This window comes from Bradyrhizobium cytisi, assembly GCF_008123515.1.
Taxonomy (GTDB): Bacteria; Pseudomonadota; Alphaproteobacteria; order Rhizobiales; family Xanthobacteraceae; genus Bradyrhizobium; species Bradyrhizobium cytisi.
The window spans coordinates 44,542-71,537 of sequence record NZ_VSSR01000029.1 but is presented as its reverse complement, the minus strand read 5'-3'; the positions used below and the strand labels follow the sequence as shown (position 1 = coordinate 71,537).

The window sequence follows — 26,996 nt, the reverse complement described above, 5'->3', positions numbered from 1 at the left end:
CGGGGCCGCCTCAGTTCGCCGACAGCGCTGTCCTGGCGACTTCGGCCATCCAGGTCGATGCCACCGGGAGGATCGCGTCGTTGAAATCGTAGCGCGGGCCGTGCAGCTCGGCGCCGTCGCGCAAGGGTCCGTTGCCGATCCAGACAAACGCGCCGGGACGCTGCTGGAGATAGAAGGCGAAATCCTCGCCGGCCATGCTGGGCGCGAGATCGCGCCGCACCGGCGCCCGCACCTTGTCCGCGGCCATGCGCGCGAAGCCGGCTTCCTCCGGCGTGTTGATCGTCACGCCGACGCCCATGACGATGTCGGGCGTGACCTTGACGTCGAAGCTCGTGGCGATGCCGGCGCAGATGTCTGCGATGCGAGCGAGAAGGATGTCCTTCACGTCATTGCGGTGATGCCGCAGCGTGCCGCGGATCACGACCTTGCCCGCGATTTGATTGGGCGCGGTGCCGCCCTCGATCGTGCACAGCGAGAGCACGGCGGTGTCGAGCGGATCGACGCTGCGCGACACGATCGATTGCAGCGCCACGATCAGATGGCCGGCGGCCATCACCGGATCGCGGGTCAGATGCGGCATGCCGGCGTGTCCCGCATGGCCCTCGATGGTGATGGTGACGCGTCCGCCGGAGGCCATGACCGCGCCGTCATGGACCGCGATGGTGCCGGCCTCTAGGCCCGGCCAGTTGTGGAAGCCGAACACGCGGTCCATCGGGAACCGCTCGAACAGTCCGGCCGCGACCATCGCGCGCGAGCCGCCAAAGCCTTCCTCGGCCGGCTGAAAGATGAAGTCGACGGTGCCGCTCCAGCTGGTGTCTGCGGCGAGCAGCGCAGCGGCACCGAGCAGCGAGGCCGTGTGTCCGTCATGCCCGCAGGCATGCATCACGCCGGGCGTTTTCGAGGCGTAGGCAAGCCCGGTATCCTCGGTGATCGGCAGCGCGTCCATGTCGGCGCGCAGGCCGACGCGCCCATGCGCCGACCCGCGCGTCAGCGTCGCGACCACGCCGTGACCGCCGATGCCGGCCTCGAAGGCAATCCCGAGCTCGGTGAGTTTCTCTTGCACGAAGGCCGCCGTCGCCTTTTCCTGCAAGGACAGTTCGGGGTGGGCATGCAGATGCTGGCGCCACGCGGTCAGTTTCTGGTGCAGCTCGGGGGTCAAGGCGTGGCTCTCTCGAAGGGTGACGGCTGCCGGCACCTTAGCGGATTATCCGCGCGGTGCACCCCGCGCCAGGGAATGCCTTGCGTGCAGCAATGCGTGCTACGCCGCCAGCTTCGCCAGCCCGTTCCAGTCAAAGCTGATGCCGTGGCCCGGGCGGGCCGGGGCGAGCGCCTTGCCGTCCTCCAGCACCAGCGGATGCTCGATGTATGTGTCCAGACCGAAGCCGTGGGCCTCGAGGTAAGATCGGTTCGGGCAGGCCGCGAGCAGATGCACGGTGATGTCGTGGGCGCCGTGGCTGGTGACGGGCAGGTTGAAGGCCTCCGCCAGCCGCGCGATCTTCATGAAGGTGCTGACGCCGCCGCAATTGGTGACGTCGGGCTCGGGATAGGACACCGCGCCTGATGTGATGTAGTTCTTGAACTCCCACAGCGAGCGCAGATTTTCACCCGCTGCGATCGGCACGCCACCGGCCTGCATGATGCGCGCGTGGCCTGCGACGTCGTCGGGGATAACAGGCTCTTCCAGCCAGGTGAGGTCGTAGGGCACGAAGGCGCGGGCGGCGCGGATCGCCTCCTCGACCGTCCACTTCATGTTGGCATCCGCCATCAGCGGAAAGCCGTCGCCGAGATGCTGCCGCATCGCCGCGACGCGCGCAACGTCGGATTTGAGATCGGGCCGGCCGACCTTCATCTTGATGGCGCGAAAGCCCTTTGCGAGATTGCCGTCGGTCTGCTTCAACAGCGCCTCGACCGGGAGATCGAGATCGATGCCGCCGGCGTAACATGGCACGCGTGCGTCGAAACCGCCGAGCAACTGGTACAGCGGCAATCTGGCGCGCCGCGCCTTCAAATCCCACAGCGCGATGTCGAGCGCGGACAGCGCCAGCACCACAGGGCCGCCGCGCCCACCATAATGCAGGCCCCACCAGACGTGATGCCAGACGGCTTCGGTGTCGTCGGCCTCGCGTCCTTCGGCCAGCGGCGGGATCTCGCGCGTCAGGATATCGGCGACAGCGCCGCCATTGCGCCCGACCGTATAGGTGTAGCCGACGCCCTCGGCGCCGTCGGCATCGCGGATGCGGCAGGTAATCAGCTCGAACGCCGCGATCTCGCCATGGGTGGAGTCGGACAGCGTGACGGGGAGGGGGATCCGGTGGAGCCCGGTCTCGATGGTCGCGATGCGTGGCATGTGGCCTCCCGATTCTTGTTTTTTGTTTCGTACGAATCCATCACCGCATCGTCGCAAGCTGCACGGCCAGCGCGCAGGCGCGGTCGTATTCGTCGAGATTGATCCACTCGTCGATCGTGTGGGCCTCGTTCTGGCCGGCGCCGAAGGTCACGGTGGGAACGCCGTGGCGGACCATCCAGTTGGCGTCGAGGCCGCCATTGGCGGTGCGGACGTTCGGGGTGCCGCCGACCGCGGACACCGCCTCGACCGCGCGCTTGATCACGGGCTGGCTGTCCTTCATGCGGAACGGATAATAGTCGGTCTCGGCCTTGAACTTGATCTTGCCGGACTTTCCTTGCGCATTCGTCACCTTCTTGGCCGCCTTCGCGAACGCGGCCTTGTAGGCCTTGGTGATCTCCTTGAAGAACTTTCCGTCATGGCTGCGGCTTTCGCCGCGCACATGGACGTAGTCGGTGACGACATTGGTGGCATCGCCCGCGGGGCGGCCCTCGCCGCCGGTGACGGGGCCGACATTGCTGGTGCCCTGCCGCTTGCCCTTCACCACCTTGCCGAACCAGCCGCCGGCCTTCACGTCGGCCAGCGCCAGCGCCATGATCATGGTCGAGGAGATGCCGCGCTCCGGCGCGACGCCGGCATGCGAGGCGCGGCCAAGGATCTCGACGCTCCAGCGATCGGCACCGACGGCGCCGATGGTGACATTGGAGGCTGGGCCGCCGTCATAGTTGAAGGCCATCACCGGCGAGCCGAGCTCGTCCAGCTTGACGTGGCGCGCGCCGTAGAGCCCGCTCTCCTCGCGCACGCAGAACAAAAGCGTGATCGGCGGATGGTCGAGCTTCTGCTTCTCGAGCTCGGCCGCCAGCGTCACCAGCACGCCGCAGCCGCAGCGATTGTCGCCGCCCAGCGCGGTCCTGGCCTCGTTGACGATTCTGCGGCCGGATTTCCTCGGCCTGGCGCCGGCGCAGAGCGGCACGGTGTCCATGTGGGTCATGAACATGATGCGCGGCTGGTTGTGCAGGGCGCCGCGGCCGGGCAGGTCGACGATGAGGTTGCCGGTCTCGGTCGGCACGGGAATGCGGGTGTTGGCATCGTCGAGCCGGATCGCCTTGGCCGGCACGCCGCTCTCCTTCAGCGCGGCGGTGAGCTCACGCCCGATCGCCGCCTCCTGTCCGGTGACGCCCTCGATCGCGAGGAAGCGCATGAGGCGGTCGGTGGCGGCTTTGGTGTCGACAGGCATGATCCATTTCCTTGATGCGCAGACTCGTAGGATGGGTAGAGCTCTTCGCGAAACCCATCATTTCCGGCAAGAATGATGGGTTTCGCTTTCGCTCTGCCCATCCTACGAACGCGGCGAGGTACAAGTCAAAAAGACCATCACCCCCACGAGAAGCGCCGCCGCCATGAACAGCAGCACCGCCGGCAGCCCCGCAAACGCCGCGACCGCGCCGGTGGTCGACTGCATCAGGGCGGTGCCGAGGAAGAAGGCGAGGTTCACCGCCGCCAGCGCCTTGCCCGCTACTTGCGCGTCGACCAGTTGCCGGCACATGCCGAACAGCAGAGGCTGCGCGGACGTCGCAAGCCCGATCAGCACGAACAGCACGAGATCGTATTGCGGCGGCATGACCGCCACGCCGAACAGCCATGCAACCGCATAATGCGGCGCGCCGAGCGCCATCAGCACCACCAGCAGCGCCGCGACCGTGTGCGTGCCGGCCACCAGTTCGCGGCGGCGGCCGACCTTGCGGTCAATCATGCCCATCAGAAGCGGGCCCGCGATCATCGCCAGCGTGTAGGCGCCGAGCTGGTTGCCGGCCTCGACCCGCGTCAATCCCTTGATCTGCATCAGCCACGGTCCGCCCCACAATCCGCGCAGCACCAGCGAGGTCGCCAGCGACACCAGCGCCAGGGCGATCAGTCCACGCAACGGCCGCGACAGGCCGAGCCTGAGCACCTCGATCATCTGCGAGAGCGGCGAAGCCTCGTCCTTGTGCTCGGCCGGCTGGTTCGGCACCAGCGCGAGCACGGCGAGCGCGACCACGACGCCGCCGGCTGCTGCGATCCAGAACCCGGCGCGCCAGCCGTAGTGATCGACCACGAAAGCGAGCGGACTCGACGACAGCAGCATTCCGATGTTGCCGATCGACAGGATCGCGCCCGACCACAGCCCGAACCGCGCCGCCGACAATTGCTTGGCCGCCAGCGTCATCGGGCACATCAGCATACCAGAGGTGGCGATCCCCAGCAGCAACTGCCCGAACGCAAAGCTCGAAGGCCCCGTCGCAAAGCCCGACGCGATCGCGCCGACCACGGTGCCAGCGAGCAGGCTCAGCGACACCGGCCGCACGCCAAAGCGATCCATCGCCGCGCCGACCGGGATCTGCGACGCCGCAAAGGCGAAATGATAGACCGAGGTGAGGCTCGCCAGCGCCTGTGGCTGCACGTGGAAATCCGCCGCCATCAGATCGAGGCTGAGCGCCGGGATCGTGCGCAGCAAGGTCGACAGCATGTGCCCGCAGGCGAGCGCCACCAGCGCAAAGATCAGCGCGCGGGTGCTGTCACCCGCATCGTCAGTGGTGGCGGTGGTCATGAGCGTCCCGTCCCAAGAGTATTTTGGGTGGGGTACATGATTGGCGAAGGCGTGCCAATGGCGGCAGCTGCAGCCCCATCATTCCGGATTGTGCAGCGGAAATCTCAGACCTAAAGCGCAGGCTCGATGTCGCAACGAGCGAGATGCGCTCCCTCCCTCGCTTGCGGGCCCGCAAGCGGGAGAGGTGAACGAGCCCGCGGCCGGTTGATTCAGCCTAAAGCCATTCCGGGTTCGGCTGAGTTCGTGCGGCGGCGCAATATGTCGCGATGGGACAACAAGCCGACTCAGATGCCGACCGGTTCTCGGCTACGAGCAGCAGTCGTGTTCGAACTACCAGATAGTGTCGCGGGAATATTACCCCTCGGCTACGAATACGTACCTGTTGCCATCCTTGGCCAGCGTGCCGACGTTCGGCATCAACCAGTGAGTACCCGAAATAGTGAGCTTGTCGGCGACCGCGCGATCGAAGATCTTCCTTCGCGTTTCGACAGCCATTTGCGGATCCTGGTCGATAGCGAGCTGCCACTCGGGATTTGTTGAAATGTGTGGCGCAAGATTGACCACGTCAGCGCTGATCAGGAACTGTTCGCCGCCGGAGGTGACCAGATGCGCGACCATTCCCGGGCTATGGCCGGGCGCCTGAACGGCGTGCACACCGGGCAGGAGTTCTGGTTCTCCCTCAAAGGTCCTGACGTTTTTCCAAGTCGCCACCGTGGCCTGAATTCGCTGGGCGAGGCCTTTGCGCGTCGGTCCGAGATCGATCGACTCGACCCCCGGGCGCGTCCACCATTTCAATTCCGCGGCGGGCACCACGATGTCGGCATCCGGGAAGACCTGCGCATCGCTCTCATTGCTCATGAGGCCATAAATGTGGTCGCCGTGGAGATGGGAGATGAGGATCGTCTTGACTGCCTTGGGGTCAAGGCCCGCCGCCGCCATGCTCTCGAATAACCGGCCGTTCCCTTCACCATAAATCGGATGACCGCCCGTACCCGAGTCGATCAGGACCACTTGATCGCGCAGCTTGAGCGCCATGACGATAAACCGCAGGGGCGCCTTATTGTCGGGAAAACCGGCACCACGCAACACGGTCTTGACCTGTTCGACGCTGACATTCCTGACCATGCCCTCCCGCAGCGGAACGTCACGCATGCCATCGATCAGAGAGAAGATTTCAATGTCGCCGATCTTGTATTTGCGGAAAGGTTGAGTGACGGACTGTTGAGCGTGAGCCGCGTCGACAAACGTGATCGGCTTGTCGAGTCCAAACGCGGCATAAGCGCCGGCTGCGCCAAGTGTCAGGTCCCGACGCGAGATATCGGACATCGTTCGGACTCCCCGCTGATGAATGGATCGAGCATATCAATGGGGATGTGCACTGCACAAGGTCGGCTTTGGGTCATTTTCACAATGTCGTCGGGTGGCGACGCGCTACGACAGGCTTGCCGCCAACTATCTTGCCTTGGTTCAACTCGCGTCGATCTGGCTATGGCTGCGCCTTAATGAGTCCGCGTCCTAGTCAAATGACAGAACGGAAGATCAAATACAGGCAGCCGGAGATGATCATCGCCGCCGGCAGGGTGAGGATCCACGCCAGCACGATGTTCCGGATCGTCGGCGTTTGCAGCCCGGAGCCATTGGCCGCCATGGTGCCGGCGACGCCGCTCGACAGGATGTGCGTGGTGGACACCGGCAGGCCGTAGAACTCCGCGCCCAGGATCGTTCCGGCTGCCACCAGCTCGGCCGAAGCGCCTTGCGCATAGGTCAGGTGCTGCTTGCCGATGCGCTCGCCGACCGTCACGACGATCCGTCGCCAGCCGACCATGGTGCCAAGACCGAGCGCGATCGCGACCGAGATCTTGACCCAGTTCGGAATGAAGCGCGTGCCGGATTCGAGGCTGGCGCGGTAGTCCTTCAGGATCGCGGCGTCACCGGCGCTGAATTTCGCACCGGCCTCGGGTAGCAGGCGGATGGCGTCGGCGGCCAGATACATGTCGTTGCGCATGTTCGGCGTCGCCGCGGCCGGGATGCGGCTGATCGAGCCGTAGCTCTTCACGCCGTTGGCGACGTCGTCCGAGAGGGCCGCCAATGCCGCAAATACATCCGGTCGGTTCAGGTCGCGCCTCTTGAGCGCGTCGCCGATCAGGCCTCGCGCGTCATTGGCATTGCCCTGCTGCGCGCCTTGCGCCTGTCCTGCAAATACGTCCTTGGCCTTGGCGGCGATGTCGACGAATGCAGGCGTGCTCGACTCCGGCATGGTCCGGTTCAGCGCATAGGCCGTCGGTGCCACGCCGATCAGGATCAGCATGATCAGGCCCATGCCCTTCTGCCCGTCATTGCCGCCATGCGCAAACGACACGCCGGTGCAGGTCAGGATCAGGATGCCGCGGATCCACCACGGCGTCTTGCCTCTCGGCTCCTCGTACAGCTTACGCACGGGGACGATGACTTTCAGCAGGAGCAGCAGCAGAGCCGACAGCGCGAAGCCGACTGCCGGGCTGAACAGGAGAGCCTTGCCCACGCTGACGGCCTGAGACCAGTCGACGCCGGAAGTCGCCTGCGCGGCGGGCGCGACCAGTTCGTTGGCAAGGCCTACTCCCATGATCGAGCCGATCAGGCAATGCGAGGAGCTGTTCGGGATGCCCATCGACCACGTCGCCAGATTCCAGATCATCGCCGCGATCAACAACGCAAAGATCATGGCGTAACCGGCGGTGCTGCCGACATTAAGGATCAGGTCGACGGGCAGGAGCGTGATCACGCTGTAGGCCACCGCACCGGTGGAGACCAGCACGCCGAGGAAATTGAACGCGCCCGACCAGATCACCGCGGTCAGCGGTGGAAGGCTGTGCGTATAGATGACGGTCGCCACCGCATTCGCGGTGTCGTGGAATCCATTCACGAACTCAAACCCGAGCGCGATCATGAGGGCGACGCCGAGGAGGAGCAGAGCACCGAGCGCAAGCGGCTCGCCCACGTTATGCGTGTCGGTGAACACGCCATAGGCGGCGTAGCCGATCCCGCTGACCAGGAAGAGCAGGAAGGCCGCGACCACGCTCACATGCGGCTTGCGATCGAGGTCGGGTTTCGCGGCGGACTCGGAGCCCCGCGGTCGATCGTTCAGTGCAAGATCGGACATGTGGATTGCTCGTTGGTCGGTCGGTCAGCAATGATCCCTGTGAACCCGGACGTCGCGGCGTCCCGGCGCTGCTTTCAGATTTGTGACTCAGCCGTCGGGATCGACGCGCAGGCGCCGCAACCGATGCAGCTCCTTCGCGGCGTCCTTCCTCAGCCCGACCGCGGTCTCGTGTTCCTGGCCGACGATGAATCCCGATGCGAACGCCTGGGCGCGCCGGTTCGCAGGCGGCGCTGCCAACGCCGCTTCCATCGCCAATTCGCGGTGCGCCATGAAGTCATTGAGCGATCCGAGGGCAGACTGAATCCGCTTCAGCCGGTCGGAAAGATCCGCGAGCCGCTGCCGGGCGCGATTGCCGTAGAGGCTTCTGAAGAAGTCGACGGCATAGCGGATCTTCTTGATCCTGATCCTCAGCTTGTGGCGCTGCGTCGCGTCGAGATCGTTCAGGCGCATGCCCTGCTTTCGAGCCTTCCGGAGGCGCCGGTCGAGCACTGCCGCGGCGTAGGCGGTGATCGACCGGTCATCATCGGCGCGAGACTGTCCAGTTTCGATCCACTCGATCACGTCGATCAGCAGGCGGCGGTAACGGGCCGACGTCACCGCATTGCGGGCACGTCCGAAGGCCGCCGCTCGTTGTCTGGAGAATTTCTCGCGGAGCGCGCGCGCGCCCCGCTTCGGAACGCCCTTTTCGGCGACCGGTTGAACGCTTTCCTTCAAGAACACGTCGATTTCACGTGCCGGTGCCAGTTCGTCAGTAAGCCACTTTAGTTCGGTCTTCACCCGTGCTGTGCTCGCCCGTGGCAGGATATCGTCGAACAACGAGATGGCCGCACGCAGCCGCCGCAGGCCGACGCGCATCTGATGCACTCCCTCGGAGTCCTGGTCGCGCACCGGATCGGCGTTGGCCGTGAAATGACGCAGCGTCGAAAGCGCGATAACCCGGAACGCATCGCGCGGCGAGAGTTCGGACTTCAGCTCGATCGGTTCGGCGCGTTGCGCCCCGCGGCCGCCGCCTGTGGCGTACTGGTAACCTCGTTCGCCTTTCGAACGGAGATCGAGCTCGGCGCCCGCTTTGCGCTCGACATTGCGTGCCAGCCGGAACAGGTCTGCGACGTCTCCGGACTTCAATTCCAGCTCGAGCTCGGCGATCGGCCGCGCCCGCGGTCCCGCGCCGATCCGGCCGCGGTCGACGGCGAGTTCGATCTGGCTGTTTCGGACCCGCCTGGTCTGCGTGGTGCGACGAACCTCGGTCCGGAAGACCGGCTTGAGCTTGCGGGAAAGTTTCTTGGTCGTGAGGTCCTCGAGCGGCGTCTTTCTCGCCTTCTCGAGCTCCGGTCTCGCGCCTGCGACCTCATTCTCCCATTCGCCGCGCGTAACGCTTCCCGCGTTGCCCGCTTTCACGGTCTGCACGTAGCGTCCGTCAACCTTGCGGACCCGGAGCGTGAGACCATGCCGCCTGAGCTTGTGCTTGCTCGTATCGTAGTAGGTCGATACGAGCGCCTGTTCTGCCCGTTCGCGCCCACGTCCGTTTGCGCCGGTCCGCAAGACGGATGACAAGCTTCGCGGTGCGACGCGGAATTTCAGTTCCGTTTCAGCATTCATCGTCAGAGCTTCCGTTGCCCGATTCAAAGTGGCGCAACTGCGGGAAGTTCCGGAGCTGCCGACATTTCAATCTGGATCTGCGGCGTCATGAAAGCTTCACGGAACCGGGCGGGAGAGCGGCCGGTTGGAGGCGGTAGGCGCGTGACCCGAAAGAGGCCCAAGCCGTCGCTTGCTTGCGCGCGCCGGGCGGTGATAGTTTTGAGGACAGCGCCGATTTGACACTCAGCTTGCGGGCGCTTCTCCAAATGCAGCTAAAGCGAAGTGTCACGTCTGCATCGTCCCGCACCGGAATGTCGTCGGCCGTCCTGAAGAGAGGAGGGGTCAATGAAATTTGCCGCGATCGCGGACATCCACGGAAATTGCCCGGCACTTGAGGCGGTGCTGGCGGACATCGCCGACCTCGGCATCAATGACGTCGTGAACCTCGGCGATCACGTCAGCGGCCCGCTCGAGGCGGCCCGGACTGCGGATCTGCTGATCGCGCGGGGCTTTCCATCGGTGCAGGGCGACCAGGATCGCATTCTCGTCGACCTGTCGCGGGTCGGCAAATCGGCCCGCAGCGATTTCCAGCAACTGGAGCGCAGACACTTCGACTGGATGGAGAGCATGCCGCCGACGCTTGTCTATTGGGAGGACGCCTTCCTTTGTCATGCAGCCCCCAGGGACGATGCCGCGTTCTGGCTCGATTACGTCGCCGCCAACGGCAGCGTCCGCGCCAGCCCGATCGACATGATCGAGGCCGGCGCCCAAGGCATCGACGCAAAACTCGTTCTCTGCGGGCACACCCACATCCCGCGGGTGATCCGCCTGCGGGACGGGCGAATGATCGTCAATCCCGGCAGCGTCGGATTGCCCGGTTACGATGGACGGACGCCTGTTCCTTATGTGGTCGAGATCGGCACCCCGCACGCCTGCTACGCCATTCTGGAGCGCGCCCGCGCAGGCTGGTCCGCGACGCTCCGCTACGTGCCCTACGACAGCACGGCCATGGCTGAACTCGCTCGCAGCAGAGGCATGCCGATTTGGGCAAGCGCGATTGCAACGGGGTGGGTCGAACGGTGAGAGTTAGTGAAGATGCGCCGGCCAGGCGGCTCGCCGCGTGGATTTGAGGGTAAGCCTTCGCTACGGCAACACACCTCTTTCTATGGCGCCGCTTCCCTCAGCAGCGCCGTCGGGTAGACAGTTCGCGCAACAAATCCTCTGCTTCCGTCAACACCGCGCGGACAAGCTTTCGTTCTTCGATCGCCTCGCCGGTGAAGAAGCCATGCTTGATGGCATTGCTGTTTCCAAATGGCGCCCCCGATCCCCAAGCGCCGCCGTGCATGCGGCAGCGCGCCTTGCCGCGCAGCGCCGGCGCGCGACAAGTTTCACCGTTGCGTGTTTGCGCGCCACAACGGAGGCTCGCTTGCATCGCGCCGGTGTTGCGGGCATGGCTCACGCGCTGACGGCCGCTGTGTCCGCCAGGCCCGGCTGCGCGGCGATCAGGCTCGCATGTTGCGTGAAATGGCCGACGACGGCCTTGCCGCCGTCCTGCACCGACAAATTCTGCACCGTGATCGCACACGCGCCGTTGCTGCGATGGCGGTTCAGGGCCTCCATCTGGGCTGCATAGGTGCGGGCCAGCCGGGTCAGTGCGCGCGTGAGGCTTTCCTGCTGTGGCACGTCGTCGGTGCAGGCGAGGCGGCAGGCGCAGCGCATCGACGCGACGTGAATGCTCACCATCTGCGCCGCCAGCATGGCCTCGAGCGAGTCCTTTGGCGCAATGCTCTTCAGCATCGAGACCATGAAGGCGAGATTGCCCTGGTCCGGCCTGCACGCAACCGCGCTGGCTTTCACCAGCTGGCTCAGCAGGCCATGCAGCGCCTCGCGATCGACGGCGCCGAGCGCCTCGGCCAGCAGCTTTTCGCCGGTGCTGGGGTCGGGATGGTCGATCACGATGCGCCGGCGGCGGAGTTTTACCTTTGGGCTTGCGATGATCGGGGCATGATCGGTTGGCGCGATGTTCATCGTCTCGGTCAGTGTCGGAAGTGTCGTCATGCGGTGGGTCCTTTACCGGTGCAGGCGCGAGGGCTCGCAGGCCGCGCGAAGCCGATCGCGTGCCTGCTATGCGGCGGTTGAGATGTTCAGATGTCGATGAGAAGCTTACGCGCGGCCATGTATCGAGCGCGCCCAGGATCGGGCGGGCGTGGACACGGGCGATTGTCGCGATGATGCCATCGTGCGCCTGTTTTGCCCGACGTGTCAAACGGAATTTCGGGATTACGTAAGTCGTCTCCCCGCAAGTCCCGGTTCTGACTGGCGGCGGCTACTGTGCATGGGGTTGTTTTCGCGAGTCTTGTCCGGGGAGCGGCAAATCAGCCGGCAATGAAGGCGAGCAGGGTGCCGTTGGCCTTGGCCGGGGGCACTACGACCGCGGCTCCACTGCGGATGCCCGCCGAGCCCAGCGTTTTCTCGGTCGCGGCGAGATCGCCGCTGACAAGCACCAGCGCCGCGCCGCCGCGCTCGGAGAGGCCGGCGAGCGGTACGCCCGGATAGCGTTGGCCGAGCTGGTCGAGCGTCAGATAAACGAAGTCGGCGCGGTCGCCACCCGATGTCACCGTCACCGCGCCGTCGATCTCTATTTTCGGCTCGCGATCGATCAGCCGCGCCAGATGGGCCGCTTCCTTCGCGGCCTCGGGCGTCGCGATCAGCACCTCGCTGATCCGCTTCGCTGCATTGGCGTGCGTCATCAGTTCGGGGATCCACACCGTCTCGCGGGTCTTGTGCTGGCAGGCGAAGATGCGCACGCCGCCGGGGGCTTCTGCCGTCGGCCACATGAAGGTACGGAATTTGGCGGCCGCGACGGTGCCATCAGGCAGCGTGACCGGCCGCTCGAAATCGGTCGGACCGATCGGTGTGAGGCCACGCGCGCGGATTTCTTCGGCGCCGGCCGCGGAATCGACCGCGGTGAAGGCGACGCGCTCGATGCCTTCACCGTGCCGCTCGACAAAGGCGCGCGCAGGCGCGTTGTGTTCGGTTGGCACCAGCACGCCGAGCAGCTCCATATAGTCCGGGTCGAACATGATGGTGTAGTTGCCGGTGCCCATGTGGGCGCTGTGGGTGCCGCGCGGCGACAGCGTGAAGCCGAGCTGCCTGTAATTTTCGGCGGCCTTGTCGAGGTCTTTCACCATGACCACGGCGTGGTCGATACCGATGATGTTCTTGAGAGCCACTGTGATTTCCCCGCAACGAATGCAAACCGAGCTTGGACGGCGGCCCGTGGCCGCCGGTCCTGTCTACGCCGGATAGGCGATCAAGTCATTTTCAAATCTTCGGGACATGCGGAATATCATTCCGCGAAACGCTGCATCGACGCGAAGGCCAACGGCGTCAGCGATCCTGCTCGCTGATATAGGCAGCGAGGATGGCGCGTTCCTCGCTGGTCATCTCGGTGATGTTGCCCGGCGGCATCGCATTGGACCAGGCGGCCACGCGCCCGATCAGGCGGATATTGCGAAGGATGTGCTCGGGCGCGTCGAGCAAGATGCCCTTCGGCGCGGTCACGATGCCGGCCCAGACCGGCTCGGCCGCGTGGCACATGCTGCAGCGGGACATCACGATCTCCTCGACATTGGCGAGCGTCGGCTGTGCCGACAGCGCGCCCGTCTTCGCCTCGCGCGGGCCGGCCGCAGACAGGAACAGGATCGCGATCGCGCCCGCTGCTGCGACGCCCCACACCCACCACGGTGATTTGCGCCCCGCATGCCCCTCGTTGAAGAAGTGGCGGATCACCGGTCCCAGCGCCAGCACGATCGCAACGATGATCCAGTTGAAGCGCGTGGCATAGAGCAGGGGATAGTGGTTGCTGATCATCAGCACGACGACCGGCAGCGTCAGATAATTGTTGTGGACCGATCGCTCCTTGCTGGTCTTGCCGAGTTTCGGGTCGGGCGCCTGGCCCGCGATCAGGCTGGCGACGATCTTCTTCTGGTTCGGGATGATCACCGCAAACACGTTGGCGACCATGATGGTGCCGATGATCGCCGCGATCTGGTTGAAGGCGCCGCGTCCGCTCAGCACATGGGTGAAGGCGTAGGTCAGTGCGACCAGGAACAGATAGCCGCCGATGGCAAACGGGAGCTCGCGCTGTGCGAGCCCGGTGCGGCAGGCAGCCTCGTAAAGCAGCCACGCCAGCGCGAGACTACAGAAGCTGAACAGCCCTGCCTGGGTCGGCGTCAGGTCGAGAATCGACTTGTCGACCAGGAACAGATCGGCGTCGAGATAGTACACCACCACCATCAGCGCGAAGCCGGACAGCCAGGTGGTGTAGGCCTCCCATTTGAACCAGGTGAGCTCGTTCGGCATCTGGGTCGGCGCCACCAGATATTTCATGATCCGGTAGAAGCCGCCGCCATGGACCTGCCAGGCCTCGCCTTGGACGCCGTCGGGCAAGTCGCTCTTAGGCTTGAGGCTGAGGTCGAGGGCGATGAAATAGAACGAGCTGCCGATCCAGGCGATCGCCGCCACCACATGCAGCCAGCGCAGCAGCAGGCTCGCCCATTCCGATAAGATCGATCCCCACATGATCACCCCATCAATCGCGACATCGATGCCGCAGCTTTGATGACCGCAACCGGCGGCCGTGCCCTTACAATCTGTCGCACCGATCCGCGTTGTTTTCCAGTACGATGGGTCATACCAAATGCACATCGTGCGGGCATGAGCTGACGTGGGATTTGGCAGAAAAGTCCGGGAGGAAGGCGACGTGACAATTCGTGTTTCGCACGTGATGGTGCCCGCTTGGCTGTTGGTGGCCTGCGCCGGTGCACGAGCCGAGCCCGTGCTGCAAGGCAAGGATGCCTATGGCAGCTGGCAGGCCGACAAGCCCGGCACCGTCAGGCTGATCCGCCCTGATGACCTGCCCAAGCCCGGAGCATCGCCGTCGGTCTCCAATGCCACGCGCGTGACGTCGCGTGGCAGCGCCACGCCGTTGGTGCCCCAGGGATTCAGGATCGAGCTGTTGGCTGACGGTCTCTCCGATCCGCGCGTGCTGCGGGTAGCGCCTAATGGCGACATTTTCGTTGCGGAGACCGGGCCCGGGCGCATTCGGGTGCTCCGCCTTGGGGAGGGCGGCGCCAAGGTTGCGACCAACGAGCTCTTTGCCAGCGGGCTTAACCGTCCTTTCGGCATCGCCTTCTTCCCGAACGGCGACGATCCGCAATGGGTCTATGTCGCCAATGCCGGCAACGTCGTGCGCTTTCCCTATCACGCCGGTGACCTGAAGGCGTCGGGCAAGCCCGAAATCGTGGTGGCGAACCTGGCGCACGGGTCGGGGCATTCCACCCGCGACATCGTGTTCACGCCCGATGGCAAGCGCATGCTGGTGTCGGTCGGCTCCGCCAGCAATGTCGCCGAAGGCATGGGGAGTCCGCCCGGCGGGCTCGAGGCCTGGTCGCGAACGCAAGCCGTTGGTGCGTCCTGGGGCTATGAGGCCGAGCGTGCGGCGGTACTCTCCTTCGACCCCGAAGGCAAGGACCGCAAGCTCTACGCCACCGGCATCCGCAACTGTGTCGGTCTCGCGATCCAGCCGCAGACCGGGCTGCCCTGGTGCTCGACCAACGAGCGCGACGGTCTCGGCGACGATCTCGTGCCCGACTACGTGACCAGCGTGAAGGAAGGCGCGTTCTACGGCTGGCCATGGTTCTACATCGGCAACCATGAAGACCCGCGTCACGCCGGCGCGCGGCCGGACCTCAAGGACAAGGTGACGATCCCTGATGTGCTGGTGCAGGCGCATTCGGCCTCGCTCGGCATGACCTTCTACCAGGGCACGCAGTTTCCGTCCGAGTACCAGGGCGACGCCTTCGCCGCCGAGCACGGCTCCTGGAACAGGTCGAAGCGCACCGGCTACAAGGTGATCCGTATCAAGATGAAAGACGGCAAGCCGACCGGAGAGTACGAGGATTTCGTCACCGGCTTTGTCGTGAACGACGCACAAGTGTGGGGACGGCCGGTCGGCATCGCGGTGGCGAAGGATGGCGCACTGCTGGTCTCGGAAGATACGGGCGGCACGATCTGGCGGGTGACGCACTGATGTGGCTCTCGCCTCTCGCGCGTGCAGGGAGAGACCTCATCCCCGCCTCACACTCGCCCCGCCATCCACGGGCAGCGTCACGCCCGTAATGAAATTCGCCTCGTCCGACGCCAGGAACAGCGCAGCGTTTGCGACGTCCCATCCGGTGCCCATCTTCTTGCGCAGCGGCACCTTGCTGTCGCGTTCGGCTTCGACTTCGGCGCGGGTCTTGGACCATTCGCGGGCGCGGGTGTCCACCGCCATTGGCGTGTTCATCAGGCCGGGCAGGATGACGTTGGCGCGGATGCCGTATTCGGCGTTCTGGTAGGCGAGCTGTTCCGTGAAAGCGATCATCGCCGATTTCGTCGCCTTGTACGCAACGTAAGGATAGGTGGTGATCGCGGCCATCGAGGAGATGTTGATGATGGCGCCGCTCTCTTGCGCGCGCATGATCGGGATCACTTCCTTGGCCGCCAGAATGCAGCTCTTCAGATTGATGGCGACGACGCGGTCGAACGCTTCCTCGGTGATCTCTAGCAGCTCCGCATCGCCGCCGGACAGGCTGACGCCGACATTGTTGTGTAGCACGTCGATGCGGCCCCAGCGCGATTTGGCGTCGGCGACCATCGCCTTGATGTCGGCAGACTTGGTCACGTCGGCCTTGAAGGCCGCGGCGATGCCTTGCTTTGCGGCGATCAGATCGACAGTTTCCTGCGCCGATTCCAGATGATGATCGACGCACAGCACCTTCGCGCCCTCACGCGCGAAGGTCAGCGCGGTGGCGCGGCCGTTGCCCATGCCCTCGCCTGGGCTCTGCCCGGCGCCAACGATGATCGCAATCTTGTCCTTCAGGCGCATCTCAGTTCACTCCCGGCCGGCGAGGCCGGCATCGTCCTCAGGGCCCTGCATATCGTTCCATCCCGATATTTTCGTGCAAATTAGCAACGGAGCGCTGAGGTGAGAAGGCCTGCCAACACGCGCCGATGTCATTGACATCGCATGGAATTGCATGCCGCGGCACGGGACGGCTCGGGCTCGAGCAGGCGTGTTGTGGAACCGTCTGCACGCAACTGCGTTTGTTGCTGGGGGCTTTTCGCGCTACGCTTCCCTCGGGGACTCCCAACCGCCAGTGGCTTGCCGATGAATCTGCTTGATCCACAAGGGCCCGTAGCTGCGGCCAACAGCACCATTTTGGTCGATTCCGTTTTCATCATGCTCGCGATCGTGGTGCCGACCATTTTCGCGATTCTGGCTTTTGCGTTCTGGTTTCGCGCATCCAATCCGAAGGCGCGCTTCCAACCCGACTTCGTTTATTCCGGGCGCGTCGAGATGGTGGTGTGGGCGATCCCCGCACTGACCGTGATCCTGCTCGGCGGCGTTGCCTGGATCGGCTCGCATAAGCTCGATCCCGCAGCACCGGTGCCGGGGACCGGGAGCCCTGTGCGGATCCAGGCCGTCTCGCTCGACTGGAAGTGGCTGTTCATCTATCCCGACCAGCGCATCGCCACCGTCAACACATTGACAGTGCCGGCCGGCGCCGAGCTGAATTTTCAGCTGACGTCGTCGAGCGTGATGAACACGTTCTTCATCCCGCAACTCGGCAGCATGATCTACACCATGAACGGGATGGTGACGCGGCTGAACCTGCGCGCTGATAACGAGGGCAAGCTCCAGGGTCTGTCGGCGCATTTCTCCGGCGATGGCTTTCCCGACATGATGTTCGACGTCAACGTAGTCTCGTCGCTCGCTTTTCCGGATTGGGTGGCGACCACCGCGAAAACCGACGCTGTGCTGAATGAGGACAGCTATAAGAAGTTGATGCAGCAGGGCATTGAGACGGGCAGGCCGACCTATCGCCTCGAGGACCCGCGCCTGTTCGACCTGATCTCGACCCAGCACATCCCGCCCGGGCCCGGACCGGAACTGCTATCCGATGCCGGCCGACCGCACAGTGGAGGCCATGATGCTCGGTAAGCTCGATTGGTCGGTGATCCCGTTCGGCCAGCCGATTCCGCTGATCGCGGGCGCCGTGGTGCTGGTGGGGATACTGGCAGTGCTGATCTGGGTCATCGTGAAGGGCCATCTGCCCTATCTCTGGCACGAATGGATCACCAGCGTCGATCACAAGCGCATCGGCGTGATGTACATCTTGCTGGCTTCAGTGATGCTGCTGCGGGGCGGCAGCGATGCCATCATGATGCGGATACAGCAGGCGATCGCGTACCAGTCGCAGGGCTATCTTCCGCCGGAACACTACAACCAGATCTTTTCGGCCCACGGCACCATCATGATCTTCTTCGTGGCGATGCCGTTCGTGATCGGCTTGATGAACCTCGTCGTGCCGCTTCAGCTCGGCGTGCGCGACGTCGCTTTTCCGACGCTGAATTCAGTCGGCTTCTGGCTGACCGCGACAGGCGCGCTGCTGGTCAACCTGTCGCTCGTGATCGGCGAGTTCGCGCGCACCGGCTGGCTCGCCTTTCCGCCGCTATCGGAACTGTCCTATTCGCCGGGCGTCGGCGTCGACTATTACGCCTGGTCGCTGCAGATCTCCGGCGTCGGCACGCTGGTCGCAGGCATCAATCTCGTCACGACAGTGCTGAAGCTGCGCACCAAGGGCATGAACTATCTGCGCATGCCGATGTTTTGCTGGACCACGCTGGCTTCGAACCTCCTGATCGTTGCGGCGTTCCCGATCCTCACCGCGACGCTCGCGATGCTGCTGCTCGACCGTTATCTTGGCTTCCACTTCTTCACCAACGAGGCCGGTGGCAACGTCATGATGTTCATGAATTTGATCTGGGCCTGGGGCCATCCGGAGGTCTACATCCTCGTGCTGCCGGCCTTCGGCATCTTCTCCGAGGTGGTGTCGACCTTTTCCGGCAAGGCGCTGTTCGGTTACCGTTCGATGGTGCTCGCCACCATGGCGATCTGCATCATCTCCTTCATGGTTTGGCTGCACCATTTCTTCACGATGGGCGCGGGTCCCGATGTCAACGCCATCTTCGGCATCGCCAGCATGATCATCGCGGTGCCGACGGGGGTGAAGATCTACAACTGGCTGTTCACGATGTATGGTGGCCGGATCCGCTTTGCGACGCCGATGCTGTGGGCGGTCGGCTTCATGGTCACCTTCATCATCGGCGGCTTGACCGGCGTACTGGTTGCGGTGCCGCCGGCGGATTTCATGCTTCACAACAGCATGTTCCTGGTGGCGCATTTCCACAACGTCATCATCGGCGGCGTGCTGTTCGGCGCCTTCGCCGGCTTCGAATACTGGTTTCCCAAGGCGTTCGGCTTCCGCCTCGACGAGCGCTGGGGCAAGCTCGCGTTCTGGTTTACCTTCTCAGGCTTCTATGTCACCTTCCTTCCGCTCTATGTCGCCGGCATGCTCGGCATGACGCGGCGCATGCAGCACTATGACGTCGCGGAGTGGCGACCCTGGATGATCGTGGCTGCGATCGGCATGGCCGTGTTGTCGATCGGCGTGATCTGCCAGATCATGCAGCTCGTTGTCAGCATCCGCAACCGCGAGGCTTTGCGCGACCGCACCGGCGATCCCTGGGACGGCCGCTCCTTGGAATGGGCGACCTCGTCGCCGCCGCCGGTGTTCAATTTCGCCTTCCATCCCGACGTGCGCGGCGAAGACGCCTATTGGGACATAAAGATTCACGCCCAGCAGCAATCGCTCGAGCACACTGCGCCCGAATACCACGACATCGAGATGCCCAGGAACTCTCCGACGGGTTTCGTCTGCGCGTTCTTCGCCACCATCATGGGCTTTGCGCTGATCTGGCACATCTGGTGGATGGTGATCTTGGGCGGCATTGGCGCGTTCGCGACCTTCGTCGTGTTCGCCTGGCGCGACCATGACGAATACGTCATTCCGGCGGACGAAGTCGCGCGCATCGACCGTATCAATCTCGAGGAACGGCGCAGCCTCGTCAGCATGGCGGGAGCGATCTGATGTCGATGACAGCGACCGTCGGCCGCGCCCATGCCGATCCCCATCACATCGGGCTCGTCGTCGAGCATCCCGGCCCCGCATCGAAGCGCATCGTGACGGCTTACGGCTTCTGGGTCTTCCTGCTCTCCGACATCGTGATGTTCTCCTGCTTCTTCGCGGCCTATGCGGTGCTGGTCAGCCAGACCGCCGACGGCCCGAAAGGCTCGGAGATCTTCGAGCAGCGGAACGTTGCGATCGAGACGGTTTGCCTGCTGCTGTCGAGCTTCACTTGTGGCATGGCGAGCATTGCGGCCGACGTCCGCAACCGGTTCTGGTTCTATCTCGGCATGGCCGTGACCTGCGTGCTCGGCCTCATCTTCCTCTTGATCGAGTTCCGCGAATTCGCCGATCTCGTCTCCCGCGGCTATGGCCCGTCGCGCAGTGCCTTCCTGACTGCGTTCTTCTCGCTGGTCGGGTGTCACGGCCTGCATGTGTCGGCCGGAGTGCTCTGGCTGCTCACCATGATGGCCCAGGTCTTCGCCAAGGGCTTTCGCGCCGACGTCCTGCGCCGGATGATGTGCTTCGCGCTGTTCTGGCACGCGCTCGACATCATCTGGGTCGGCGTCTTTTCCGTCGTCTATCTGCTAGGGAGTGGCGTATGAGCGATCAGACGCACGCGCGGACTGAACATGATCTCGCTCCGGGCGAAGAAGAGCAGCACAGCGTAGGTGAGCGGATCGTTGGCTACGTTGTTGGTCTCGGCCTGGCGCTGCTCCTGACGGCAACGTCATTCTTCATCGCCGGCACCGATCTGGTCTGGCAGCCTTCCATTCCCGTCGCGCTGATCGTGCTTGCGATCGCGCAGATGGGCGTGCATCTGGTGTTCTTCCTGCACATCACCACGGGGCCTGACAACACCAACAACGTGCTGGCGCTGGCCTTCGGGCTGCTGGTCGTGTTCCTGGTGGTGGGCGGAACCGTCTGGATCATGGCGCATCTCAATCAGAACATGCCGCCGATGGATCAGTTCATTCGGATGCACAGCTAGCGCCGCGCAGAAAAGAAGAGCCGCTTGTTGTGACAAGCGGCCCAAGTCTAGGGAGGAAACGCCCGAGCAAAGACAATCCGATGAGGATCGCCTGCCAAGGATGCACTCGCGCAAGGCGCGTGCGCACGTTTATGAGTGTACCAATTCGCGACGGAGTTCAATTCCGGATCAATACTGTCTCGGTCTACCACTCACGGCTGCGTGAACCACTTGCTCACTTTGGCCGGCGGCAATTGTAGGCCCTGCGGAAGCCCGAGGCCTGCGCGTCGTCCTCCGAGCAGAACCAGCGGTCCGGCTGGGTGGTTGCGGCGTAGCTCGGGCAGCCCCGCAGATGATAGATGCCGATATTGCCGGTGACGCGCGCGCGCACAGCGAGCTTGCCCTTGATGGCGCAGCTCGGCGGCGCCGTCAGTTCTTCCGGAAACAGCACCGCGCGAATCTCCTTGTCGCGGTCGGCGCGGCAGGCGGCGCCGAGCAGGGCGCCATCTTTCTTGCCGGTGCGGAATTCTTGCGGTGCAACAAAGCAGCCCTTCCAGATGCCGGCAGATGCCGTCTTGGCTTCGGCAGCCGCCGGCTTGACGTTGGCCTTGGTGGGCTCGCGCGCGATGGCAAAGCCCAGTTTGAGCAGCTGCTCGTTCAACGAGACCTTGTCGCCCTCGACCGTGCAGACCGCGCGGTGGCGCTTGCCAAAATTCTTCTCGGGACCGACATCGTCGCAACGCACGGGCTTTCCGCCGACCAGCTTGGTGAGCTGGTCGCGGGCCTCGATGCCGCAGGTCCAGGGATCGGCGTGATCGTCGATGCAGATCTGGTCCAGCTCGGGCGCGTCGACGCCGTCGAGCCGGTAGGTGACGTCGCCGAGCTGAATGGAATTGGCGTCACGGACGGTCGCGGCGGCGGTCAGCGCGGTGGCGGGGCTGGAGATCCCCAGAGATCCGGACAGAGCGAGAAATAAAACGAGCGCGAAGGCGCGGGCTGCGGCAAATGAATTCTCGACGGACATAATCTCTCGCTATCGATTGCTCTTGGCCTCCGTTCCTAGCATCCGGCTGGGACGATACCAATGGTCTGCGCTGTGCGAAGTGCGACATTCGCGCGCGAGCCTTTACTCGCCGGCCGGTCTACCCCTATCGTTTGCCGGCCTTGTGAGCCGTGACGGCCGAATCGCCCGCGAAGCGGCGAGGGCGGGAGGAAGATTTTTTGATGAAAGACCCCGTGGACGTCCTGATCATCGGCGCCGGCGCTTCGGGCGCCGCAGTGGCGTGGTCGCTGGCCGAGACCAAGATGCACATTCTCTGCCTGGAGCAGGGCGGCTGGATGAATCCGGCGGAATATCCCAGCACGGGCCGCGACTGGGAGGCCAAATTCTACGGCGAGTGGTCGTCGAGCCCGAATGTCCGCGGCCGACCCGAAGATTATCCGATCAACGACGACAATTCGCCGATCAAGGTCGTCAACTATAATGCGGTCGGTGGCTCGACGGTGATGTACACCGCGCATTGGCCGCGACTGCATCCCTCTGATTTCAAGGTGAAGACGCTGGACGGCGTCGCCGACGACTGGCCGATCGATTACGACGCCCTGACCCCGTTCTTCGAAGAGAACGACCGGATGATGGGCACATCAGGTCTATCGGGCGATCCGCTGTCGCCGCTGACGCATCCGCCGATGCCGCAACAGCCGCTTGGATTGTCCGGGGCCATCATCGGCAAGGCCATGAACAAGCTCGGCTGGCACTGGTGGCCGTCGGACACGACGGTTGCGACCATGGATTATGATGGCCGCGCCCGCTGCATCAATCTCGGCCATTGTACGCCGGCCTGCGCGCAAGGTGCAAAATCCTCGACCGACATCACCTATTGGCCGCATGCCGTCCGCGCCGGCGTCGAGCTGCGCACCCATTGCCGGGTACGCGAGATCACGACCGACGAGAACGGCATGGCCGCGGGCGTGGTCTATTACGACAAGGACGGGGTCGAGCAGTTCCAGCCGGCGCACGTCGTCATCATCGCCTGCAACGGCGTCGGCACGCCGCGGCTGCTGCTGAACTCGAAATCTGACCGCTTCCCGGACGGTCTTGCCAACTCGTCAGGCCTCGTCGGCAGGAATTTGATGTTCCACCCCTATGCGCAGATCTATGGTTACGTGAAGGAGCCGACCGACAGCAACCGCGCGCCGCCGACCTGCCTGTGGAGCAAGCAGTGGTATGACACGGACCTGTCGCGCGGCTTCGTGCGCGGGTATGGCGTCCAGTTCGTGCGCGGGGCCGGGCCGGTGTTCGAGGCTGTCGTCAGCGAGCAGAAGGGCATTCTGCCCTGGGGCGCAGATCATCACCGCGTCTTCCGCAAGCTCAACGGCCATCGGCTCGGGTTCTCCGCGATCTGCGAGGACCTGCCGGAGGAGCACAACCAGGTCACGCTCGATCCGGTGCTGAAGGACAGCCACGGAATCCCCGCGCCGAAGATCAACTACACGATCAGCGAGAACAGCCGGAAGATGATGGACCATGCGCTCGCCCGTGGCCGCGAGATTCTCGAGACAGCCGGCGCAACCGACATCTGCATCAATTCGCCGATCCCGTGGGGCGGCTGGCATCTGCTCGGCACCGCGCGGATGGGCACCGACCCAAAACGCTCCGTCGTCAACGAATGGGGCCGCACGCATGACGTGAAGAACCTGTTTATCGTCGACGGCAGCATCTTCGTCACCTCGGGCGGCGTGAATCCGACGTCCACCATCCAGGCCCTCGCGCTCTACATCGCCGACCAGATGAAGCAGCGCCTTGCCAATTTGTTCGACTGAGGCCGCTATGTCCGCAGACAATCAACTCACGCGCGCCCAGCGCGACGACCTCCGCACTATCGCAGCGATGATCGTTCCCGCCAGCGACGAGCACAAGGTGCCCGGCGCCGATGATCCCGCGATCCAGGCCGACATTCTTGCTACGCTCGGCCGCGACGCCAAATTGGTGACGGCGGCGCTGGACCATCTGGCGCGGCTTGCCGGCCAGCCGCTCGCGGAGCTTGATGCCGCCAGGCGCGATGCAGTGGCGCAGGAGCTTCGCAAGCAGGGCGGCGCGGCGGCCGCGACACTCGTTCGCGTAGTGCTGCAATGCTACTACCGCGACGATCGCGTGCTGCGCTCGCTCGGGCTCGAGCTGCGCGCGCCGTTCCCCAACGGCTATGTGCTCCCGGACGGCGACTGGTCGCTGCTCGACCCGGTCAAGGCCAGGTCCGGTACGTTGCGGCGGGCACCCTAGCCACCTAGGCAGTCCAGCCTTGCGCCCCAGACGGGCCACTTGCGCCTGACGGAACAGGCCACCATCTGTGTGAGCCTCAAGGACTTTTGCCATGCTGGATTTCACTTCAGATATCGTCGATGACGCGGTGTCATCGCGAACGGCGGCGGCTGTCGCGGACAATGACCGGGCCCTGCTGGACGCCTATTCCAATGCCGTGATCGACGTCACCGACCGCGTCGGTCCAGCCGTCGTCCGCGTCGAGACCGGGCCAAAAGTGCCGAACGGCCGCGAACGGGGCGGGCTCGGCTCGGGCATCGTGATCTCGCCGGATGGGCTCGTCCTCACCAACAGCCATGTGGTTGGGACCTCCAAGGAGATCCGGCTGCGGGACGTCGAGGGCAACGTCGGCGACGCCCGGGTGCTCGGCGTCGACCCTGATACAGATCTGGCGCTGTTGCGCGCCAATGGCGTGCGCGACTTGCCCTATGCCGCGCTTGGCAACTCGAAGACGTTGCGGCGCGGCCAGCTTGTGATCGCGATCGGCAATCCGCTCGGCTTTGAATCGACCGTCACCGCCGGCGTCGTCTCGGCGCTCGGGCGCTCGATCCGCTCCGTCAGCGGCCGCACCATCGAGGACGTGATCCAGACCGATGCCGCGCTCAATCCTGGCAATTCCGGCGGACCGCTGGTGTCGTCGAATGCAGAGGTGATCGGCATCAACACCGCGATCATCAATGGCGCGCAAGGCATCTGCTTTGCGGTTGCCAGCAATACCGCGCAGTTCGTGCTCTCGGAGATCATCCGTCATGGTTACGTCCGCCGCGCCTTCATCGGCGTTGCCGGACAGACCGCACCGGTCCCGCGGCGGCACGCGGTGCTGGCCGGCGTCGAGAACAAGATGGGCGCGCTCCTGATGCAGATCGAGCAGGACGGCCCGGCGGCGAAGGCGGGCCTGTTGCCAGGCGACGTCGTGATCAGGCTGGACGGTGTCGACATCAACGGCGTCGACGATCTGATCCGGGTGCTCGACCGCGACCGGATCGGCCGGCGGCTCGCCATGGACGTGCTGCGACTCGGGCGCCTGCGGGCGATCGAGATCGATCCGATCGAGCGGAAGCCGCAGCGCTAGCTGTGAGGCCACAGGCGGGGTATGACGGTGTCATGCCTCGCCTCCGGACCCTCGCCGCATGATGCCGGCGCATGAGACCTACGACGTCATTGTCATCGGCGCCGGTGCCGGCGGCATGACCGCTGCGGCGGTTGCCGCCGCCGAAGGGTTGCACGTGCTGGTGATCGAGAAGACCGCCTTTGTCGGTGGCACGACCGCGTGGTCCGGCGGCATGGTGTGGATCCCTGCCAATGCCAGGATGAAGGAGGCGGGGCTCGCCGACAGCATCACGGATGCCGTTCGGTATCTGTCGAGCACGGTGCCGGAGCCCGCCAATGCGGGCCTGCGCGCTGCCTTCCTTGCGCGTGGGCCAGAGGCGGTTGCCTATCTCGAAGCCAACACGGAAGTTCGCCTGCAGCCGGTGAAAGCCTATCCGGACTTTTATCCGGAGCGGCTCGGTGCGACGCCGGGCGGACGCGTGCTGGAGCCAGTTGCGTTCGACGGCACCCGGCTGGGCGCGCATTTCGCGCGGCTGCGTGCGCCATTGCCGGAGTTCACGCTGTTCGGCGGGATGATGGTCAATCGCCTCGACATCCGGCATCTGCGCCGGATCGGAAAATCGCTGCGCTCGACCTTGCGTGCGGCGCGGCTGGTCTCGGAGTATGCGCTGCAGCGGCTGCGCTGGCCCCGCGGCACGACATTGCATCTCGGCAATGCGCTTGCGGCGCGGCTCTATGCGTCGCTGCTGGCGCGGCAGGTCGAGATCCTCTTCAGCGCCGATGTCGAGGATTTGTCGGTGCAGGGCGATCGAGTCAGCGGCGTGGTCATTCGCCATGGCTCACGCGATCGCTCCATCGCAGCGAGGCGAGGTGTCGTGCTGGCGACCGGCGGCTTTTCGCACGACGCCGCGTTGCGCAAGCGCTTTTTCCCGCCTGCGGCCGGCTTCGTCTCGGCGACCAGCACAGCAGGTACAGGCGACGGGCTTCGGCTCGCGATGACGGCCAGTGCTGCGCTCAACACGGAGGCGACCAGCCCGGCCTATTGGGTACCTGCTTCGCTGTTCCGCCGTGACGACGGCAGCCGCGGCGTCTTCCCGCATACCGTGACGGACCGCGCCAAGCCCGGCGTGATCGCCGTCAACGCCGCGGGGCGACGCTTCGTCAACGAGGCGCTGTCCTACCATGAGTTCGTGCTCGCCATGCTGCGCGATGGCAATGGCGAGCCGGATCGGCCGTTCTATCTGATCTGCGACCGTCAGTTCCTGTGGAGCTATGGCCTCGGCCGCATCAAGCCATTTGCGCGTGGTACCAGGCGCTATATCGCGAGCGGCGAGTTGATCGAGGCGCCTGATATCGCGCAGCTCGCGGCGAAGATCGGCATCAAGCCGTCTGTGCTGAGTGCGACGATCGCGAGCTACAATTCCGGCGCGAAGGAGGGCCGCGATCCCGAATTCGGCCGTGGCAGCACCATCTACCAGCGGCACCTCGGCGATATCAGCCATAAGCCAAACCCTTGCGTCGCGTCGATCCACCATGCGCCATTCTTCGCGATGCGCATCTACCCGGCCGATCTCGGCACCGCCATCGGCATGAAGGTGGACGCGCAGGCGCGCGTGCTGCGCGCGGACGGCACGCCGATCGCGGGCCTTTACGCCTGCGGCAACGACATGGGCTCGATCATGAATGGGAATTATCCCGGGCCGGGCATCACGCTCGGGCCGGCGCTGACGTTCGGGTATATCGCGGGACGACATCTGGCGGAGGGGAGTGTGGTGACGGCGACGCGTGCTGCCAAGCTATCCCTCTGATCGTTATCTCCGCTGTATCCACAATCTCCGTCATTGCGAGCGCAGCGAAGCAATCCAGGAATCATTCCACGGTGGCAGTCTTGATTGCTTCGTCGCAAGGGCTCCTCGCAATGACGAGCAGAGGGCTT

At 64.5% G+C, this 26,996-nt stretch carries 23 protein-coding genes and 1 pseudogene; 11 read left to right on the top strand and 13 right to left on the bottom strand.

The window, feature by feature from the left end:
• Nucleotides 1–10 precede the first annotated feature (10 nt).
• The 5 genes from FXB38_RS18660 to FXB38_RS18640 form a co-directional block, all read right to left on the bottom strand.
• On the bottom strand, nucleotides 11–1,159 hold the full coding sequence (locus FXB38_RS18660) for an amidohydrolase (RefSeq protein ID WP_148752446.1): 1,149 nt from the start codon (nucleotides 1,157–1,159) through the stop codon (nucleotides 11–13).
• A gap of 99 nt (nucleotides 1,160–1,258) precedes the next feature.
• Nucleotides 1,259–2,347: a mandelate racemase/muconate lactonizing enzyme family protein gene (locus FXB38_RS18655; protein WP_148752445.1), complete on the bottom strand. Its 1,089-nt coding sequence runs from the start codon at nucleotides 2,345–2,347 to the stop codon at nucleotides 1,259–1,261.
• Nucleotides 2,348–2,387: 40 nt separating this feature from the next.
• The gene (locus FXB38_RS18650) at nucleotides 2,388–3,581 is read right to left on the bottom strand and encodes a M20/M25/M40 family metallo-hydrolase (protein WP_148752444.1); all 1,194 of its coding nucleotides are present in this window, start codon (nucleotides 3,579–3,581) and stop codon (nucleotides 2,388–2,390) included.
• A 102-nt stretch (nucleotides 3,582–3,683) separates the two neighbouring features.
• Complete coding sequence (locus FXB38_RS18645; protein WP_148752443.1) at nucleotides 3,684–4,931, bottom strand: MFS transporter; 1,248 nt, start codon at nucleotides 4,929–4,931, stop codon at nucleotides 3,684–3,686.
• A 354-nt stretch (nucleotides 4,932–5,285) separates the two neighbouring features.
• A complete protein-coding gene (locus tag FXB38_RS18640; protein ID WP_148752442.1) occupies nucleotides 5,286–6,257 on the bottom strand; it encodes an MBL fold metallo-hydrolase in 972 nt (323 codons plus the stop codon).
• 67 nt (nucleotides 6,258–6,324) lie between these two features.
• On the opposite strand from FXB38_RS18640, the pseudogene FXB38_RS18635 reads away from it, so the two are divergent.
• Nucleotides 6,325–6,450: pseudogene (locus tag FXB38_RS18635) on the top strand (IS5/IS1182 family transposase); the annotation flags it as partial.
• Here FXB38_RS18635 and FXB38_RS18630 read toward each other — a convergent pair.
• Nucleotides 6,451–8,070: an inorganic phosphate transporter gene (locus tag FXB38_RS18630; RefSeq protein ID WP_148752441.1), complete on the bottom strand. Its 1,620-nt coding sequence runs from the start codon at nucleotides 8,068–8,070 to the stop codon at nucleotides 6,451–6,453.
• 87 nt (nucleotides 8,071–8,157) lie between these two features.
• Nucleotides 8,158–9,669 carry a CYTH and CHAD domain-containing protein gene (locus tag FXB38_RS18625; RefSeq protein WP_148752440.1) on the bottom strand — a complete coding sequence of 504 codons (1,512 nt, stop codon included), beginning with the start codon at nucleotides 9,667–9,669 and terminating at the stop codon, nucleotides 8,158–8,160.
• 324 nt (nucleotides 9,670–9,993) lie between these two features.
• Here FXB38_RS18625 and FXB38_RS18620 point away from each other — a divergent pair, with 324 nt between their 5' ends.
• Entirely contained in the window at nucleotides 9,994–10,731 is a 738-nt protein-coding gene (locus FXB38_RS18620) for a metallophosphoesterase family protein (protein ID WP_148752439.1), read from the top strand.
• Nucleotides 10,732–10,828: 97 nt separating this feature from the next.
• Here FXB38_RS18620 and FXB38_RS18615 read toward each other — a convergent pair whose 3' ends face one another.
• From FXB38_RS18615 to FXB38_RS18600, 4 genes are all read right to left on the bottom strand, one after another.
• Nucleotides 10,829–11,107: an HGGxSTG domain-containing protein gene (locus FXB38_RS18615; protein WP_246229975.1), complete on the bottom strand. Its 279-nt coding sequence runs from the start codon at nucleotides 11,105–11,107 to the stop codon at nucleotides 10,829–10,831.
• The gene (locus FXB38_RS18610) at nucleotides 11,104–11,706 is read right to left on the bottom strand and encodes a hypothetical protein (RefSeq protein WP_148752438.1); all 603 of its coding nucleotides are present in this window, start codon (nucleotides 11,704–11,706) and stop codon (nucleotides 11,104–11,106) included. The genes FXB38_RS18615 and FXB38_RS18610 overlap by 4 nt, the downstream gene beginning before the upstream one ends.
• A 317-nt stretch (nucleotides 11,707–12,023) precedes the next feature.
• Nucleotides 12,024–12,881: a VOC family protein gene (locus FXB38_RS18605; protein WP_148752437.1), complete on the bottom strand. Its 858-nt coding sequence runs from the start codon at nucleotides 12,879–12,881 to the stop codon at nucleotides 12,024–12,026.
• Between the two features lie 157 nt (nucleotides 12,882–13,038).
• Nucleotides 13,039–14,232: a urate hydroxylase PuuD gene (locus tag FXB38_RS18600; protein WP_187434973.1), complete on the bottom strand. Its 1,194-nt coding sequence runs from the start codon at nucleotides 14,230–14,232 to the stop codon at nucleotides 13,039–13,041.
• Nucleotides 14,233–14,437: 205 nt separating this feature from the next.
• Between FXB38_RS18600 and FXB38_RS18595 the strand changes: the two genes are divergently transcribed.
• Nucleotides 14,438–15,742 (top strand): PQQ-dependent sugar dehydrogenase, encoded by a 1,305-nt coding sequence (locus tag FXB38_RS18595; protein ID WP_148752613.1) that lies wholly within the window; start codon nucleotides 14,438–14,440, stop codon nucleotides 15,740–15,742.
• Between the two features lie 36 nt (nucleotides 15,743–15,778).
• On the opposite strand, the gene FXB38_RS18590 is transcribed toward FXB38_RS18595, so the two are convergent.
• Nucleotides 15,779–16,579, bottom strand: a complete 801-nt coding sequence (locus FXB38_RS18590) for an SDR family NAD(P)-dependent oxidoreductase (protein WP_148752435.1) — start codon at nucleotides 16,577–16,579, stop codon at nucleotides 15,779–15,781.
• A 282-nt stretch (nucleotides 16,580–16,861) separates the two neighbouring features.
• Here FXB38_RS18590 and FXB38_RS18585 point away from each other — a divergent pair, with 282 nt between their 5' ends.
• Genes FXB38_RS18585 through cyoD form a run of 4 tightly spaced genes read left to right on the top strand, consistent with a single transcriptional unit; the run spans nucleotide 16,862 to nucleotide 20,712 of the window.
• Nucleotides 16,862–17,695 (top strand): cytochrome ubiquinol oxidase subunit II family protein, encoded by an 834-nt coding sequence (locus tag FXB38_RS18585; RefSeq protein ID WP_148752434.1) that lies wholly within the window; start codon nucleotides 16,862–16,864, stop codon nucleotides 17,693–17,695.
• On the top strand, nucleotides 17,685–19,685 hold the full coding sequence (gene cyoB / locus FXB38_RS18580) for a cytochrome o ubiquinol oxidase subunit I (protein WP_148752612.1): 2,001 nt from the start codon (nucleotides 17,685–17,687) through the stop codon (nucleotides 19,683–19,685). Before FXB38_RS18585 ends, cyoB begins: the two co-directional genes overlap by 11 nt.
• Nucleotides 19,685–20,326, top strand: coding sequence for a cytochrome (ubi)quinol oxidase subunit III (locus tag FXB38_RS18575; RefSeq protein ID WP_148752433.1), 642 nt, complete (start codon nucleotides 19,685–19,687; stop codon nucleotides 20,324–20,326). The genes cyoB and FXB38_RS18575 overlap by 1 nt, the downstream gene beginning before the upstream one ends.
• The gene (cyoD, locus tag FXB38_RS18570; RefSeq protein WP_148752432.1) at nucleotides 20,323–20,712 is read left to right on the top strand and encodes a cytochrome o ubiquinol oxidase subunit IV; all 390 of its coding nucleotides are present in this window, start codon (nucleotides 20,323–20,325) and stop codon (nucleotides 20,710–20,712) included. The genes FXB38_RS18575 and cyoD overlap by 4 nt, the downstream gene beginning before the upstream one ends.
• Nucleotides 20,713–20,926: 214 nt before the next feature.
• On the opposite strand, the gene FXB38_RS18565 is transcribed toward cyoD, so the two are convergent.
• Nucleotides 20,927–21,715 (bottom strand): thermonuclease family protein, encoded by a 789-nt coding sequence (locus FXB38_RS18565; RefSeq protein ID WP_148752431.1) that lies wholly within the window; start codon nucleotides 21,713–21,715, stop codon nucleotides 20,927–20,929.
• 200 nt (nucleotides 21,716–21,915) lie between these two features.
• On the opposite strand from FXB38_RS18565, the gene FXB38_RS18560 reads away from it, so the two are divergent.
• The 4 genes from FXB38_RS18560 to FXB38_RS18545 all read left to right on the top strand — a co-directional run bounded on the left by FXB38_RS18560 (nucleotide 21,916) and on the right by FXB38_RS18545 (nucleotide 26,868).
• Nucleotides 21,916–23,514, top strand: a complete 1,599-nt coding sequence (locus FXB38_RS18560) for a GMC family oxidoreductase (RefSeq protein WP_148752430.1) — start codon at nucleotides 21,916–21,918, stop codon at nucleotides 23,512–23,514.
• Between the two features lie 7 nt (nucleotides 23,515–23,521).
• Nucleotides 23,522–23,971 (top strand): gluconate 2-dehydrogenase subunit 3 family protein, encoded by a 450-nt coding sequence (locus tag FXB38_RS18555; RefSeq protein WP_148752429.1) that lies wholly within the window; start codon nucleotides 23,522–23,524, stop codon nucleotides 23,969–23,971.
• 91 nt (nucleotides 23,972–24,062) lie between these two features.
• Complete coding sequence (locus FXB38_RS18550) at nucleotides 24,063–25,082, top strand: S1C family serine protease (RefSeq protein WP_148752428.1); 1,020 nt, start codon at nucleotides 24,063–24,065, stop codon at nucleotides 25,080–25,082.
• A gap of 58 nt (nucleotides 25,083–25,140) precedes the next feature.
• Nucleotides 25,141–26,868: an FAD-dependent oxidoreductase gene (locus FXB38_RS18545; protein ID WP_148752427.1), complete on the top strand. Its 1,728-nt coding sequence runs from the start codon at nucleotides 25,141–25,143 to the stop codon at nucleotides 26,866–26,868.
• The last annotated feature ends 128 nt before the right edge of the window (nucleotides 26,869–26,996 follow it).

Coding starts and splice junctions, on each gene's coding strand:
- FXB38_RS18655 (WP_148752445.1), bottom strand. CDS start 2,347: ATGCCACGCATCGCGACCATCGAGACCGGGCTCCACCGGATCCCCCTC.
- FXB38_RS18650 (WP_148752444.1), bottom strand. CDS start 3,581: ATGCCTGTCGACACCAAAGCCGCCACCGACCGCCTCATGCGCTTCCTC.
- FXB38_RS18645 (WP_148752443.1), bottom strand. CDS start 4,931: ATGACCACCGCCACCACTGACGATGCGGGTGACAGCACCCGCGCGCTG.
- FXB38_RS18640 (WP_148752442.1), bottom strand. CDS start 6,257: ATGTCCGATATCTCGCGTCGGGACCTGACACTTGGCGCAGCCGGCGCT.
- FXB38_RS18630 (WP_148752441.1), bottom strand. CDS start 8,070: ATGTCCGATCTTGCACTGAACGATCGACCGCGGGGCTCCGAGTCCGCC.
- FXB38_RS18625 (WP_148752440.1), bottom strand. CDS start 9,669: ATGAATGCTGAAACGGAACTGAAATTCCGCGTCGCACCGCGAAGCTTG.
- FXB38_RS18620 (WP_148752439.1), top strand. CDS start 9,994: ATGAAATTTGCCGCGATCGCGGACATCCACGGAAATTGCCCGGCACTT.
- FXB38_RS18610 (WP_148752438.1), bottom strand. CDS start 11,706: ATGACGACACTTCCGACACTGACCGAGACGATGAACATCGCGCCAACC.
- FXB38_RS18600 (WP_187434973.1), bottom strand. CDS start 14,232: ATGTGGGGATCGATCTTATCGGAATGGGCGAGCCTGCTGCTGCGCTGG.
- FXB38_RS18595 (WP_148752613.1), top strand. CDS start 14,438: ATGGTGCCCGCTTGGCTGTTGGTGGCCTGCGCCGGTGCACGAGCCGAG.
- FXB38_RS18590 (WP_148752435.1), bottom strand. CDS start 16,579: ATGCGCCTGAAGGACAAGATTGCGATCATCGTTGGCGCCGGGCAGAGC.
- FXB38_RS18585 (WP_148752434.1), top strand. CDS start 16,862: ATGAATCTGCTTGATCCACAAGGGCCCGTAGCTGCGGCCAACAGCACC.
- cyoB (WP_148752612.1), top strand. CDS start 17,685: ATGCTCGGTAAGCTCGATTGGTCGGTGATCCCGTTCGGCCAGCCGATT.
- FXB38_RS18575 (WP_148752433.1), top strand. CDS start 19,685: ATGTCGATGACAGCGACCGTCGGCCGCGCCCATGCCGATCCCCATCAC.
- cyoD (WP_148752432.1), top strand. CDS start 20,323: ATGAGCGATCAGACGCACGCGCGGACTGAACATGATCTCGCTCCGGGC.
- FXB38_RS18565 (WP_148752431.1), bottom strand. CDS start 21,715: ATGTCCGTCGAGAATTCATTTGCCGCAGCCCGCGCCTTCGCGCTCGTT.
- FXB38_RS18560 (WP_148752430.1), top strand. CDS start 21,916: ATGAAAGACCCCGTGGACGTCCTGATCATCGGCGCCGGCGCTTCGGGC.
- FXB38_RS18555 (WP_148752429.1), top strand. CDS start 23,522: ATGTCCGCAGACAATCAACTCACGCGCGCCCAGCGCGACGACCTCCGC.
- FXB38_RS18550 (WP_148752428.1), top strand. CDS start 24,063: ATGCTGGATTTCACTTCAGATATCGTCGATGACGCGGTGTCATCGCGA.
- FXB38_RS18545 (WP_148752427.1), top strand. CDS start 25,141: ATGATGCCGGCGCATGAGACCTACGACGTCATTGTCATCGGCGCCGGT.